The 13,370-nt window shown below is 63.0% G+C and carries 13 protein-coding genes; 6 read left to right on the forward strand and 7 right to left on the reverse strand.

Annotation, left to right across the window (positions count from 1 at the left end):
• Positions 1–262 (reverse strand): hypothetical protein (locus tag SMA01S_RS25005; RefSeq protein WP_218016889.1); only part of this gene is annotated, 262 nt, incomplete at its 3' end.
• Between the two features lie 30 nt (positions 263–292).
• Here SMA01S_RS25005 and SMA01S_RS12360 point away from each other — a divergent pair.
• Entirely contained in the window at positions 293–2,374 is a 2,082-nt protein-coding gene (locus SMA01S_RS12360) for an NHL repeat-containing protein (RefSeq protein WP_066822308.1), read from the forward strand.
• Positions 2,375–2,455: 81 nt separating this feature from the next.
• Here SMA01S_RS12360 and groL read toward each other — a convergent pair whose 3' ends face one another.
• Together groL and groES are read right to left on the reverse strand one after the other, a co-directional pair.
• Positions 2,456–4,075: a chaperonin GroEL gene (gene groL, locus SMA01S_RS12365; protein ID WP_066822310.1), complete on the reverse strand. Its 1,620-nt coding sequence runs from the start codon at positions 4,073–4,075 to the stop codon at positions 2,456–2,458.
• 52 nt (positions 4,076–4,127) lie between these two features.
• On the reverse strand, positions 4,128–4,442 hold the full coding sequence (gene groES, locus SMA01S_RS12370; protein WP_066822316.1) for a co-chaperone GroES: 315 nt from the start codon (positions 4,440–4,442) through the stop codon (positions 4,128–4,130).
• Positions 4,443–4,710: 268 nt separating this feature from the next.
• On the opposite strand from groES, the gene SMA01S_RS12375 reads away from it, so the two are divergent.
• The 3 genes from SMA01S_RS12375 to SMA01S_RS12385 are packed head-to-tail and all read left to right on the forward strand — an operon-like array spanning position 4,711 to position 5,599.
• Positions 4,711–4,950 (forward strand): hypothetical protein, encoded by a 240-nt coding sequence (locus SMA01S_RS12375; RefSeq protein WP_066822319.1) that lies wholly within the window; start codon positions 4,711–4,713, stop codon positions 4,948–4,950.
• On the forward strand, positions 4,947–5,216 hold the full coding sequence (locus tag SMA01S_RS12380) for an usg protein (protein ID WP_066822321.1): 270 nt from the start codon (positions 4,947–4,949) through the stop codon (positions 5,214–5,216). Before SMA01S_RS12375 ends, SMA01S_RS12380 begins: the two co-directional genes overlap by 4 nt.
• Positions 5,213–5,599, forward strand: a complete 387-nt coding sequence (locus SMA01S_RS12385) for a hypothetical protein (protein ID WP_066822324.1) — start codon at positions 5,213–5,215, stop codon at positions 5,597–5,599. The genes SMA01S_RS12380 and SMA01S_RS12385 overlap by 4 nt, the downstream gene beginning before the upstream one ends.
• A gap of 9 nt (positions 5,600–5,608) precedes the next feature.
• On the opposite strand, the gene SMA01S_RS12390 is transcribed toward SMA01S_RS12385, so the two are convergent.
• From SMA01S_RS12390 to SMA01S_RS12405, 4 genes are all read right to left on the reverse strand, one after another.
• A complete protein-coding gene (locus SMA01S_RS12390) occupies positions 5,609–6,241 on the reverse strand; it encodes a MarC family protein (protein ID WP_066822327.1) in 633 nt (210 codons plus the stop codon).
• A 100-nt stretch (positions 6,242–6,341) separates the two neighbouring features.
• Positions 6,342–6,938: a hypothetical protein gene (locus SMA01S_RS12395; protein ID WP_157093923.1), complete on the reverse strand. Its 597-nt coding sequence runs from the start codon at positions 6,936–6,938 to the stop codon at positions 6,342–6,344.
• A 106-nt stretch (positions 6,939–7,044) separates the two neighbouring features.
• Positions 7,045–7,524, reverse strand: a complete 480-nt coding sequence (locus SMA01S_RS12400) for an Hsp20 family protein (protein ID WP_066822333.1) — start codon at positions 7,522–7,524, stop codon at positions 7,045–7,047.
• Between the two features lie 444 nt (positions 7,525–7,968).
• Positions 7,969–8,715 carry a class I SAM-dependent methyltransferase gene (locus SMA01S_RS12405; RefSeq protein ID WP_084250272.1) on the reverse strand — a complete coding sequence of 249 codons (747 nt, stop codon included), beginning with the start codon at positions 8,713–8,715 and terminating at the stop codon, positions 7,969–7,971.
• A 761-nt stretch (positions 8,716–9,476) separates the two neighbouring features.
• On the opposite strand from SMA01S_RS12405, the gene SMA01S_RS12410 reads away from it, so the two are divergent.
• Together SMA01S_RS12410 and SMA01S_RS12415 are read left to right on the forward strand one after the other, a co-directional pair.
• Entirely contained in the window at positions 9,477–11,366 is a 1,890-nt protein-coding gene (locus SMA01S_RS12410; RefSeq protein WP_066822343.1) for a hypothetical protein, read from the forward strand.
• Between the two features lie 22 nt (positions 11,367–11,388).
• A complete protein-coding gene (locus SMA01S_RS12415) occupies positions 11,389–13,272 on the forward strand; it encodes a glycosyltransferase family protein (RefSeq protein ID WP_157093924.1) in 1,884 nt (627 codons plus the stop codon).
• The last annotated feature ends 98 nt before the right edge of the window (positions 13,273–13,370 follow it).

The following is a 13,370-nucleotide window of genomic DNA, read 5'->3' on the forward strand; positions in this document are numbered from 1 at the left end:
AACGCCCCATCGGATTCAAGGGGGTCGATACCTGGAAAACCGATTTGGCCAGATCGATGCCGACTGTGCTAACCTCATCCATGGACGCCTCCTGCAGTGGTGCTTCAACACCTCCACTCTGGCACATCGATGCCGTCAGGGGGCGTCCACTCCAACGAATTTGGGGCGCGTGGCGGTCGCACATCGCGGCTGGTTTACTGTCTTTCTCAGCGAAAATCGCCGACCTGCCTGCGTCGGCTGACCAGCGCTGCAGGTGTTCCAACGCCGGCCGGTTTGTTGCTAGGGCGCTCGCATGCTGATGAAATACCCCCGCAAGACCGCCATCGCCCTTGGTCTGATCGCCCTGGCGGTAGCGGGAAGCGTGGTTTGGCTACTGATGACGCTGGGCTGGTTCACGCCGCCGCCGACGCGGTTCGGTTGGCCGGTCGCCATAACCAATGTTGCCGGCGAGGGAATGCGGGGGCAGACCGATGGCGGAGCGGCAAAGGCCCGCTTCGGCGACCCCTTCGCAGTCGTCCTGGATGCGCGCGGCACGCTGTTCGTGGCGGACGCCGGCGACACCGGCCGCATCCGCAGGATCGACCCCGACGGCGATGTGACCACCTTGCCGAGATCGTTCGATACGCCATCGGGCCTTGCGCTGGACGCCGCCGGTAACCTCTTCGTCGCGGACACCGGCGCCAACGCGATCCGCAAGATCACTCCCACCGGGATCGTGACGACACTCGCCGGAGACGGAACCGCGGGGTTCCGCGACGGTCCCGCCGCAACGGCGCGCTTCAACGGGCCGATCGGCGTGGCGGCCGATGACAAAGGCAATGTCTATGTCGCGGACAGCTATAATGATCGCATCCGCATCATCACACCGGACGGTCAGGTGCGGACGTTGGCGGGGCAGGACGCGCCAGGCTTTGCCGATGGACAGGGTCCGGGCGCGGCGTTCGACACGCCGACCGGGATCGCGCTCGATCGGCACGGCGCGCTGCTCGTCGCGGATTCGGGCAACACGGCGATCCGCAAGGTCGGGAAAAACGGGCGGGTTTCGACGCTCGCCCGGACCGATCCCAATGACGGCGCCGGCCTGTTGCAAGGGATCGTCGGGCTGGCGCCTACGTGGGACGGGTTCGTCTATGTCGCATCCTATCGCCGCGGGCGCATCATCGAGATGTCGCCCGCGGGATCGTTGCGCGTGCTCGCCGGGCCTGGATCGACAATCGACGGCAATGCCGCGCTGCCGCTAACGGGGCCGGCGGGGCTCGCGATCGATGGTTCGGGCGGTCTCTATATTGCCGATGCGTCGGCTTATGCCATTCGCAAGCTCAGCCCTCGTCGCGCCGATGCCGCCGCGATCCCTGCGACGATTCCCGAACCTGTTGTCTCGGCGCTCGTCAGCAAGCCGGTCTTCCCTTGGCCGGTCGGTCCGCAACTTGGCTGGCATGAAGTCGTCGGCGACATGGGCGAGGTGCGCGGCAATTATGACGGAGAAAGCCGCGATCATCTCCATGCCGGCTTGGATATCAGCGCGCCGGTGGGAGGAACGGTGCTCGCCTCGGCGGACGAAACGGTGCGCGATCCGCTGCCCAATTGGGGTGTCGAGGATCTCAGCGAAGGCCTGCGCGTCGATCAGATGACCTATATCCATATGCGCGTCGGCCGCACGGCGACCGGTGAGCCGCTCGATACGAGCCGGTTCCAGATCATCCGCGATGGCGAGGGCCATGTCGTCCGGGTCCGGGTCAAGCGCGGCACCCGTTTCCGGGTCGGTGATCCGCTTGGCACGATCAACCGCATGGCGCACGTCCATCTCGAACTCGGAGCCCCGCGCGCCAAGGTCAATGCGCTGTTGCTGCGCTTTCCCAATTTTGGCGATCACATCGCGCCGCATATCGACGATATCTATGTGCTCGATGCCAACGGTCTGCGTTTGAGCGAAAAGCAGAACGGGCGACTGGTCGTTCCCGCAGCCGGCGGCGCCGTCGGCATCGTCGCCGAGGCCTGGGACCAGGTCGACGACAATGCCGCGCGCCGCCGCCTTGGTCTCTATGCAGCGGGCTTTCAGATCCTGAGGCAAGACGGCACGCCGGTAGCCGGGTTCGAACGGCCGCGCATCACCATCGAATTCGACCGCATGCCGACCGCGCCCTTGGCGGCGAAAATCGCCTACGCGCCCGACAGCGGCGATACGGTCCATAGCGACCAGCGGACGCGCTTTCTCTACGTCGTCACCAATGTCGTGCGGCATGGCCGCGTGAGTCCGGGCGGCTGGAACCCGGCGGATGTCGCTCCCGGCAATTACACGATCCGCATTCACGCCGCCGACCGCGCGGGGAATGTCGCATCGTCCGGCCGCGATCTCCCGATCACGATCCATTGAGCCCGGAAAGCGTAATGCGATGCCTCGATCGCGGCGGCCGCAAATGTGGAGCGCGGCCACGCCGCGCTCCACGGTTTTCGATCAATAATCCATCGCCGGCATCGGCGCGGACTTTTCCTCCTTCGGCAGTTCGGCGACCAACGCTTCGGTCGTGATCAGCAACGACGCCACCGACGCCGCATCCTGCAGCGCCGTACGCACCACCTTGGCCGGATCGATCACGCCCGACTTGACGAGGTCTTCATATTCGCCCGTCGCGGCATTGAAGCCCCAATTATAATCGGCGCTTTCGAGCAACTTGCCGACGATATAGGCGCCATCTTCGCCGGCATTCTCGGCGATCTGACGCACCGGTGCGCGGAGCGCGCGCCGCACGATATCGATGCCCGATTGCTGGTCGTCATTGGCCGGCTTGAGGCCGTCCAGCGCCTTTAGCGAGCGCAGCAGGGCAATCCCGCCGCCGGGCAGGATGCCTTCCTCGACCGCGGCGCGCGTCGCGTGCAGTGCGTCGTCGACGCGGTCCTTCCGCTCCTTGACCTCGACCTCGGTCGCGCCGCCTACGCGGATCACGGCGACGCCGCCCGCCAGCTTGGCGAGCCGCTCCTGCAGCTTCTCGCGATCGTAATCGGAGGTGGTCGTCTCGATCTGCTGGCGGATCTGCGCGACGCGGCCGTCGATATCGGCCTTGGCGCCGACGCCATCGATGATCGTCGTATTGTCCTTGTCGATCGTGACCTTCTTGGCGCGGCCGAGCATCGACACGGTGACGTTCTCGAGCTTGGTGCCGAGATCCTCGCTGACGACGTTGCCGCCGGTCAGGATGGCGATGTCCTCGAGCATCGCCTTGCGGCGATCGCCGAATCCCGGTGCCTTGACCGCCGCGACCTTGAGCCCGCCGCGCAGCTTGTTGACCACCAATGTCGCCAGCGCCTCGCCCTCGACGTCCTCGGCGATGATCAGGAGCGGGCGGCCCGACTGCACGACCTTTTCGAGCAGCGGCACCAGCGCCTGGAGGTTCGAGAGCTTCTTCTCGTGGATCAGGATATAGGGATCGTCGAGCTCGACCTTCAGCTTCTCGGCATTGGTGATGAAATAGGGCGAGAGGTAGCCGCGATCGAACTGCATGCCCTCGACCGTTTCGAGTTCGGTCTCGAGACTCTTGGCCTCCTCGACGGTGATCACGCCCTCGTTGCCGACCTTCTCCATCGCCTCGGCCAGGATACGGCCGACCTCGGCATCGCCATTGGCGGAAATGGTCGCGACCTGGGCGATTTCGCTATTGGCGCCGACCTTCTTGCCGTGACCCTCCAGGTCTTTCACCACGGCGTTGACGGCAAGGTCGATGCCGCGCTTGACGTCCATGGGATTCATCCCCGCGGCGACCGCCTTCGATCCTTCGCGAACGATCGCCTGGGCCAGTACGGTCGCGGTAGTGGTGCCGTCGCCGGCCTTGTCGTTCTGCTTGTTGGCGACCTCGCGCAACATCTGCGCGCCCATATTCTCGAACTTGTCGGCGAGCTCGATTTCCTTGGCGACGGTCACGCCGTCCTTGGTGATGCGCGGGGCACCGAAGCTCTTCTCGATCACGACGTTGCGGCCCTTCGGCCCCAGCGTGACCTTGACCGCATTCGCAAGCGTATCCACGCCGCGCAGCATGCGATCACGCGCGTCCGACGCAAATTTCACTTCCTTGGCAGCCATCTGGCTCAACTCCTTTCTCTATCCTTCCTGAGATTTGTGGGAATGATGGGCGTCACGCCGCCCGTTTGAGTTCGGCGGGGGTCTCGATCACGCCGAGGATGTCGCTCTCCTTCATGATGAGCAGGTCCTCGCCCTCGACCTTGACCTCGGTGCCCGACCATTTGCCGAACAGGATGCGGTCGCCGGCGCGGACGGACAGTTCGACCAGCTTGCCGCTGTCATCGCGGGCGCCGGGGCCGACGGCGACGACCTCGCCTTCCTGCGGCTTTTCCTTGGCGGTGTCCGGGATGATGATGCCGCCCGAAGTCTTCTCCTCCGCTTCGAGCCGGCGGACGACCACACGGTCGTGCAAGGGACGGAAATGCATGCATAACCTCCAGTTGCAAAACATGATGCTAGGGCGCTTGCCGTTCGCGGCGAACGGGAAGCGGCCGAAAATTAGGAAGGCCGATTTTTTCGGTCAAGAGCCGGAACGAGATTTTTTTGGCGCTCGCTGGCATAGAGTGCCAAAACGCGGAACATCGGCCGGCCAGGACGGGGCGCACCCTCTTGACGAGACCGCGCGACCGACCGAAATTCAGCGTCGGGCCGGCTGGCCCATGAGAAAGGAGCGACCAGAGGAAAGGAGGACAGCCATGTCGCAACCCGTCTCCCGATATCTTCATCCCATCGATGTCGCGCGCCATCCCAGCCTCGAACCCGAGGTCAAGCGCGCCATTCTCGCCCGTTGGGCATCCGACCGGTCAGCGGTCGAAGGAAAACCCGCCTTGCGCAAACCGCCCGGCATGCGACGTACCGTCCCAGTCGACGATGTTTTCGCGGCGTTGCGCTCGATCGATGTCCAATCCGGTGCCGCCGGGCCGCCCCACCAATGAGCGACCGCGCGTTCCTTGCCCAGCTCGATGGCTATGGGCTGACCACGGCGGAGCTGCATTATTATCGTCCCGACGCGCCGTCGTTGCTCCAGCTGTTCGTCTGGCAGGAATATGACCTGGCGCCCGATTTTCCGGTGCTGCTCGAATTCCTCGACCATTGGCGGCGTGACATCGAGGCCGCGCTTCATTCGGTGCGGATCGCGCACGAACGATTGATCCGTCCGACCGAGTGGCGAGCGGTGGACGGCGTCATCCCGATCCAGTGACGCGCGGTCCGATCCGGCGCTGGCGGGAACGCGGCGGTCGGACCGTGCGGCTGCTGCTGACGTTCGACGACATCATGGAATTCGCGCTGGCGCTGTTGTCGCTTACCCCAGCCGAGCTTCAGGCGCTCAGCTGGAGCTTCGCCGACCGCAAGCGCCTGCTCGATCACTTTCTTGCCTCAGGAAAAGTCGCGCAAGGCGCGCGGCCCGAGCAGCTGCCGACCATGCCGATCGACCTTGCCGTACCGCAACGCGACGTCGCCCGGCTGCAACTCTTCGCACGGCGCGAGCTCCCCAAGGCAGCAAGCAACGCCGCGATGCTGGACCGTGTACTCGCCGCCCTGGACGTGGCGTCGCACCGGCCGGCGGCACGAGACGCCAAGTGACCGGACCGCCTATCCGTGCACGAACGGCGCCTGCGCCAGACCATCGAACACAAACTGCACCGCCAGCCCGGCGAGCAGGATACCCGAGACGCGGCTGACCACGTCGGCGCCGGTTCGGCCGAGCACGGCGATCAGCCGTTCAGCGGCGCGCATCGCGCCCAAGGTCAGCATCACGCATAACAGAAGCATGGCGATGACGCCGCCGGCCTCGATCCATCCCTCGGTCCTTCCCATCACCAGCACCGCCGCCGAGAGGCTCCCCGGCCCGGCAATCAGCGGGAACGCCAACGGGAATACCGCGATGTCGCCGGGTTGCTCAGCGTCGTGCTTCTCGCCTTCGTTGATCGACGAGAGGCCCGGACTGGAAAAGGTCAGCGTCAGCGCCTGGAGGAACAAGAGCAAGCCGCCGGCGACGCGGAACGCGGGAAGCGAGACGTGCAGCAGTGACAGCACGAGCGCGCCGCCGACCGCGAACAGCAACAGGACGAACCCGGCGATCGCCATGGAACGCAATGCCAGGCTGCGGCGCTTACTGCGGTGGATGCCAGCGGTCAGGCTGGCAAAGACCACCGCCGTCTCGACCGGTCCGATCGTGACGAAGAGTGTGACGAAACTCGACAGGATGCTCGGGGGGACGTGCATCGGGAGCGGGGTACGCTGAAGATCGCGATCGTGGCTTCGAGCGCTGACTGGTCATCGATAAAGGGAAATGGAGAGCGGCCCGAAGGCCGCTCTCGCGATGTCAGATCGTCGGCGTCGCGTCGTGCGGCTGTGCCGCCGCGCCGTTGTTCGCGGCTGCGGTCTTGGCCGCCGGGCCCGCCGTTCCGGCCGGCGAATTGCCGTTGCTTGCACAATCGCCCGAACTGGCGGAGATCAGCTTCGGCGGCTGCTGAGGCCCTTGCGAGGTCACTTGCCAGGACCGGCTGCAGACGCGGTTGCCGTCGCTGGTCGAGACGAAGCGATAGCTGACCGTCCCGGCCGGGAGGTTGCCGAACGCGGCGAGGTCGGGCCGACCCGCCTTATCGGTCGGAACCGGCTGGAGCGCGGCGGCCGTCATCGCGGCGGCCTGACGGTCCATGTCGGCCAAAATCCGGTCGATCATCGCGAACGGTGCCGCGTCGAACGGATCGGCCAACCGAACCGGCACGATGCTCATCGTCGGCGCCGACGGCTCGATCCGCACCTTTGGAGCGACCGCACCCTGATATTCGATCTGCGCCACCGATCCGTCGGGCAAGCCGACCGCCATCACATGAGTGTCGTTGCTCGCCGCCATCGCGGTCCCCGCGACGCCCAGCGTCGCGATTCCCGCCAAGACGGCCGTACGAAGTTTTCGCATCAATCGTCCTCCATCAAGATGACATGGGGTCCGCAAAATCTATCCGGCGTAGCTGAACGCCCGATGACCGAACGCGCCGCGGCGTTGCGACGGCGCGTTCGGCCCGTTACGCCGCTTGCGCGACCTTCTCGGCGTGCGTCTCGAGCCGTTCCGGCGCAGTCGAACCGCCGCCGATCTCGATCTTGCGCGGCTTCATCGCCTCGGGAATGACACGCTGCAGAGCGATCGTGAGCAGCCCGTTCTCGAAATCGGCCGATCTGACCTCGATGAAGTCCGCCAGCTGGAAGCGGCGCTCGAACGGGCGCGCGGCGATACCGCGGTGCAGATACTCGCCTTGGTCCTTGTCCTCGGCGCGCTTACCGATAATCGTCAGCTGGTTCTGCTGGGCAATCACCTCGATCTCATCGGGGCGGAAGCCGGCGACAGCGACAGTGATGCGATAGCTGTCCTCTCCGTCGCGCGCGATGTCGAACGGCGGATAGCCGTCGAGGCCATCGCTACGCATTCCGGTCTCGAGCAGGTCGAAAAGGCGGTCGAAGCCGACCGTCGAACGCCGATAGGGCGCAAAATCGAAGTTGGTTCTCATCTCCAAATCCTCTTCATGAGCAATCTGGGCATGAGACGCGCCGGTGGAAGAGCCGACGCTCTCCATGTCCAACCGGACCCGGCGAGGCGTCCGGCGGTGTTGAGGTAGGTGATGATTCTTCGGGATCAAGACCCTTCAATCGGGGCGTAAAACATTGGACGAGGGCGGGACGAACGTACCGTTTGGGACAGGGGCAATCATTCCGTCCGCAAGGGTACCTGACGCTATACCCGCTATGTCAACGGGGGGTGAGGAACTCTGCAATCGCGCATCGGACCAAATGAATGGTATAGTCTTGCACCCTATAGCCGATTCAAGGAAATGATCGAGCATCTCAAGCGCTTCCTGCCCAAGGAATCTTGAGGATCAGGGCTTCGGGGCCCTGTTCTGACCCGCTCACCCTGTGGGTTAGCCAGTCGCGCGTTCCGCAGGTAGGGCATCCGGTCAGGAACTCCCCGGCTTGGTCATCGCTGCCAGCGCCTGCCAAAACTCCGGATGGTGCGTTCCATCGGTGCCGTCTGTGAAGGAAATATCCTCAAACCCGATCCGCTGCCCCCAATAGGCTATCCAGTCACGGTGCAGGAAGACATCCAGCGTATCCGACCAGCCGTGTTTACGAAAACGACCAATCCGGCTGTCGAATACACCATGATGCTTGGCATCTTCGAGCTCGAGGAACGAGAAGACCAAGCGGCCGCCGGGCTTCAGCGCGCGGAAAGTATCCTCCATGTAGAGGAAGCACTCTTCCGGATACAGATGCGTAAACACCGACCAATGGAAAACCATGTCGAGTGATTCGTCGGGCGCCGCGATCGTCAGCTTGCGATGCACGACCGCATCGTAGCCGGGGCATTTCGACTTCAGATAGTTGACCAGTGGCTTGACGATGTCGGCGCCTTTGTAATGGCCCTGCCACCCCGATCGTTGCAGCGCCATCGCGGTGCGTCCCGAGCCGCAGCCAAGGTCATAGACCGACATTCCGTCCTGCAGTCCGTGGTGTCGCAGCACCGCCACATGGCCATCGCCCTGCTGTGCAAATTCGATCGGCGACAGGGCGCCGATCGATGCGATCATCGCCATGTCGTAATCGCCGCGATATTGCCGTCGAAAACGCGCCACGAGCGCGTTGTAGGAGCGCACGGAATGCGCGCGGTTCGCCCGCGCGAGAAGATGTTGAACCAGGCTGGCCATGCGCCCCTCTACATAATATCCTGTTTGCCTTGCCTGACCCGTGGTCGCAGCGTCAAGCAGCCAAGCTAGGCCTTAAACTCATAAGCTGGCTTGAGTTTTGTGGCTCCGCACGATTCTGACTCTCCATTCGAGGGAGGCTTGGTGCGCGGCGACGTTACAAACCGACTGACGGGAAATGGTCGATCATTCAGCGGTTCCGAAACTTCCCTAAGCGGTCCTCAAACCTAAGCGGTCCTCAAAGACCTTTACGCCGACGATCACGCCGAACCTCCCTTCATAACTAACACGCCGAACCTCCCTTCATAACTAACACGCCGAACCTCCCTTCATAACTAAAAGGCCTGACATTTCAGGGCCGATGATCCTTGAGGTTGAAGTGAAGATGGTTCATACGCGCGGCCGGTGATGTGTGGCGCTGGCCGTTCCGTTTGTTGACATAGGTCGACCTCTGCTGAGTCAGATCGCGCGCGACGCCTAATCGCGGGTGCCGAAGTATTGCGCTTGCAGGTTGCGGGGAAACCTCGGCTAGGTGCACTAGGCGCTTCGTTGATGAAGATTGAGGTGAGGTGGTTCTGAACACGACACATTCCAGGCCGGAGGTGCCGAGCAGTGCCGCCTCAAAATCAGTTACAGACCGCAAGGCCAGGAAAGCGGTTGACCGGCGACGAACGTGCATCGTCGTGTTGGGTGTACATCGATCTGGCACCAGCGCTTTCGCTCGCATAGCGAACCTGCTTGGCTGCGCATTACCCAGCGACCTAATGGCTGCCAGCGAAGGTAATGCGCTCGGTCACTGGGAATCGAATGTCGTCACGACCCTCAATGATCAGTTGCTAGCGTCTGCGGGCAGCCGCTGGGACGACTGGCTCTCGCTGAGCAAGGATTGGAACAACTCGGTGCTGCGTGAAGAATTCCTTGATCGCGCGGTGGAGGCGTTGCGTCAGGAATACGGCCAATCATCGTTATTCGTTCTCAAGGACCCGCGCATTTGCCGGATAGTGCCATTGTGGCTGGAAGCGCTGAACGTGCTCGACGTCCGGCCGGTCGCGGCCATTCCGGTGCGGAACCCGGTCGAAGTGGCCGAATCGCTGGCGGCGCGAGATGGATCTGCACCGGGACACGGCCTGCTGGTTTGGTTGCGCAACGTGCTCGACGCCGAATTTGCCAGCCGCGACCTGCCGCGCTTTGTGTTCAGCTACGAAGATCTATTGAGCGACTGGAGCACGGTTGCCGAAAAGATGGGAAGCGCGACCGCAATCGCGTGGCCCCGGAAGTCGGTGCTGACGGACTCGGAAATCGATGCCTTTCTGACGCCCCATGCTCGTCATCAGCAATATGACGAAAAGATCGCGCTCGGTCCGCGTACGCCGGCCTGGGTTCGCGACACTTATGCCATTCTGACGAAGTGGTGCAAACAGGGCGAAGACCGTGAGGATCACGCCCGCCTGGACGGCATCCGCGCGGACTTCGATGCCTCGGCGCCAACTTTCGCCCAGTTGATCACGCAAGGTACCGTGCGTGGCGAAGGTGTGGGTGAGGCGGGTCGGCAGCGCCGACAACTGGAGGAGGAAGTCGCTCGCCTAGCCCAGGAATTATCGCAGACTGAACAGCGTCATGAGGCGGTGAGCCACGGTCTTGCAGCAGCCGAGCGCGCCGTCGAGTCGGCGCGCAACGAATGCGCCGAGCTGGAGCGCGTTTTAGCGGAAACGGCAGCGGACCGGGATTCAACAGTTTCGCAACTTGGCGCGGAACTGGCGCTGGCGCAGAACGAGGTGGAAACATTGCGCGATCAGCTTGCCAAGGCGTCGCAAGCACTTGTTGCACACGAAGATAATCTCGCGCGTCATCGCGAGCAGGGCGACAATGCGCTCGGCGACCTGAAGAACCGCCTATCCGAGTTGGAAAGCGCTCTTCTGCAGCGCCAGGAAGAAGCGCGGCAGGCTTGGGCAGACGCCACGGTCGAGCGGCGGACGAACGAACTGCTGCGTGGTGAGCTCGACCGCATGCAGGCCCGCTACGACGCGCTTGATCTTCGTTCCAACGAGATGGATAGGCGATTGCGCGACCAGGCTGAGGCAATTCTGGCCGCCGAAACCCGCATCGTCGAAAGCGGATGGATCGCCAAGGAAGCAGCGCTCCGAGAAACCGAGGCGCAAGATTTGATTGCTCGCCAGCAGGGGGAAATGGACAAGTTGGCGCTGGACCAACGCGACCATCTGAGCCGGTTGGCTCGGTACGAGTCCGAAATGGCGCAGTTGGTCAGACTGCAATTGGAACTGGAAGCTGCGTTGCGCGACGCTGTTGAGCGAGCCGCTTCTGCCGAACGCGTAGCCTCTTCCGATGTCGCCCGGCAGCGCGGAGAGATCGTCCAACTGACCCGAATGGTCGCGGATGACGCGCAGCGCGTCAGCGATTTGCACAGCCGCGCCGAATGGCTGCGAGACCTTTCCGATCTGCAGCAACGATTTCCGCGTTGGTGGGCGATGCTGCCGGCCAAAGAGCGTGCCCGTCGGCGGCTCGCCAAGGTGGAGGCGTCGGGCATGTTCGACGCAGCAGCGTACCTATCGAAACATCCAGACGTTGCCCAATCTGGGATGGATCCACTGGTACATTATACCCGCCATGGCATTTTTGAAGGCCGCTCGTGGTGACAATTTTTCTGGGGGCTAAATAGTGGTTGATGTTTCAGACGAAGACGTCGCAGCCCTTCAAGCTTCGGGCGTGTTCGATGCCTCGTGGTATTTGAACGAATATCCCGACGTTGCAATCACCGGCATCGATCCGGCGCGGCACTATTTGTGGATCGGCCGGCGGTTGGGACGGCGGCCTTCCGCAAGTGATACGTCGACCGCCGTAACGTCAGCCGTGTTGGCCGAAGGGGAGTCTACCGTGGTCCGTGCTGCCGCTCCTTCGGATTCGGATACCACCTCGTTTGCTGCCCGGTTGGTCAAAAAAGCGGCGTCGCGGTTCAGGCGCCGTGAGAGCGACATCGACCCAAACGTGGTCGATGCGGTCGAAAAAGGCTTCGACGTCGACTATTACATTACCGCCTATCCCGACATCGCGGCGGCGGGTGTCGATCCGGTCGAGCATTACCTGCGTCACGGCTGGCGTGAGGGGCGTAACCCGTCACTAGCCTTCTCGACGAGGTTCTATCTTGAGAATTATCCGGACGTCGCTGCGGCCGAGGTCAATCCTTTCCACCACTATCTGACGGCGGGAAAGGCTGAGGGCCGCATCGGGCGGCACGAGCTCGGATTTCGTTGGGATATCCTCTCGCGCCTTAAGCCCGTGGCCGATCAGATCGCCGAGTACAAGTCGCACCGCAGCCCGGTCGCCAGCGATCCACGCGCGCTGCTGCAAAGCAGACTTGCACAGGCGTTGGCGAAGTATCGCACGAAACTGCTCCTGTCGTTCTCTCACGACGACTACACACAGCACGTCGGCGGCGTACAGCTTCTGCTCCGCCGTGAGGTGGAACTGCTGCGCGCTGATGGCTATTTGCAGATGCACTTCTACCCGGTGCATCCCCTGCCATTTCTCGATACCTCGGGCGAGCCGGTGCAGTTGGGCGTGTTGCTGGATGGCGAGCCGGTCGGCGTCTTCGATCCGGAGGATATCGTCGCATGCCTGACCCATGCCGATGCCCTCGCCCACGATCGCCGGTTCGTGATCCACAACCTGCTTGGCCACAACATGGATCAGGTGATCGCCATCATTACCGCCAGCGACGCGCATCAAGGCAGTTTCTGGATTCACGATTTCGCGGCCTTGTATAATAATTTCAAATTGTTGCGGAACGATGTGGAATATACCGGCGTGCCGAAGCCGGGCACCCTGTCATGGGAGCTGTGCGAGTTCGCACGGGCCGATTTTTCCCACCGCGACGAATTCGCAAAGCTGTTCGACAGGTTCGCAATCGACCTCCTCTCGCCTTCGCGATCAGCGTTGGCGATCTGGGAGGAAGCGGGCATCCATGTGCCGCGTTCCAGTCGAGTGATCCCCCATGTGACACTACGAGAAGCTGGCGCACCCCGATCTCACGAGGCGGAGGAGGGACAACCGTTACGAGTAGGCTTCATCGGCTATCCGGCCGATCACAAGGGCTGGTCGGTGTTCGAGGAATTGGTCCTGAAGCTGGGTGATGACCCCCGCTATGAGTTCCATCACCTGGGCAAGGGCCGCCGGGGCGGGCTCCCGGTCACCTATCGTGAGGTCGTGGCTTGCGAGAGTGAGCCTGACCTTATGCGCAAGGCGACGGCCGTCACCCGTCTCGACGTAGCGATTATGTGGTCGATCTGGCCTGAGACCTTTTGCCTCACCGCGTACGAGGCGCTGGCCGGCGGCGCCGCGATCGTGACTAACAAATGCGCCGGCAATGTCGTCGATCTGGTCGAGGAGATCGGCCCGGGCGTGGTCCTCAAGAATGAGGCCGACCTCTTTGCCGCTTTCGAAACGGGCGATATCCTCAGGTTCGCGCGTGCGCGCCGCAGTGTACAACATTGTCATCTGGAATATAGCGCCATGACCCTCGAACTTCTGGAGGGCGGCGCGTGAAAGTCCTCTGCTTTTCCAGTTTCAGCTTCAGCTACCTCAACCGTGCGCGCGTACTTTATCAGAGCCTGCGTCGCCACCATCCCGACTGGCACCTCGTC

Origin of the sequence: Sphingomonas mali NBRC 15500 (assembly GCF_001598415.1) — a bacterium.
In the GTDB taxonomy this organism is placed as follows: domain Bacteria; phylum Pseudomonadota; class Alphaproteobacteria; order Sphingomonadales; family Sphingomonadaceae; genus Sphingomonas; species Sphingomonas mali.

Bases quoted from the DNA above. Each gene is read 5' to 3' on its own strand.
- SMA01S_RS12380 (WP_066822321.1), top strand. From the start codon at position 4,947: ATGAGCGACCGCGCGTTCCTTGCCCAGCTCGATGGCTATGGGCTGACC.
- SMA01S_RS12395 (WP_157093923.1), bottom strand. From the start codon at position 6,938: ATGCGAAAACTTCGTACGGCCGTCTTGGCGGGAATCGCGACGCTGGGC.
- SMA01S_RS12360 (WP_066822308.1), top strand. From the start codon at position 293: ATGCTGATGAAATACCCCCGCAAGACCGCCATCGCCCTTGGTCTGATC.
- SMA01S_RS12400 (WP_066822333.1), bottom strand. From the start codon at position 7,524: ATGAGAACCAACTTCGATTTTGCGCCCTATCGGCGTTCGACGGTCGGC.
- groL (WP_066822310.1), bottom strand. From the start codon at position 4,075: ATGGCTGCCAAGGAAGTGAAATTTGCGTCGGACGCGCGTGATCGCATG.
- SMA01S_RS12405 (WP_084250272.1), bottom strand. From the start codon at position 8,715: ATGGCCAGCCTGGTTCAACATCTTCTCGCGCGGGCGAACCGCGCGCAT.
- SMA01S_RS12390 (WP_066822327.1), bottom strand. From the start codon at position 6,241: ATGCACGTCCCCCCGAGCATCCTGTCGAGTTTCGTCACACTCTTCGTC.
- groES (WP_066822316.1), bottom strand. From the start codon at position 4,442: ATGCATTTCCGTCCCTTGCACGACCGTGTGGTCGTCCGCCGGCTCGAA.
- SMA01S_RS12410 (WP_066822343.1), top strand. From the start codon at position 9,477: ATGGCTGCCAGCGAAGGTAATGCGCTCGGTCACTGGGAATCGAATGTC.
- SMA01S_RS12375 (WP_066822319.1), top strand. From the start codon at position 4,711: ATGTCGCAACCCGTCTCCCGATATCTTCATCCCATCGATGTCGCGCGC.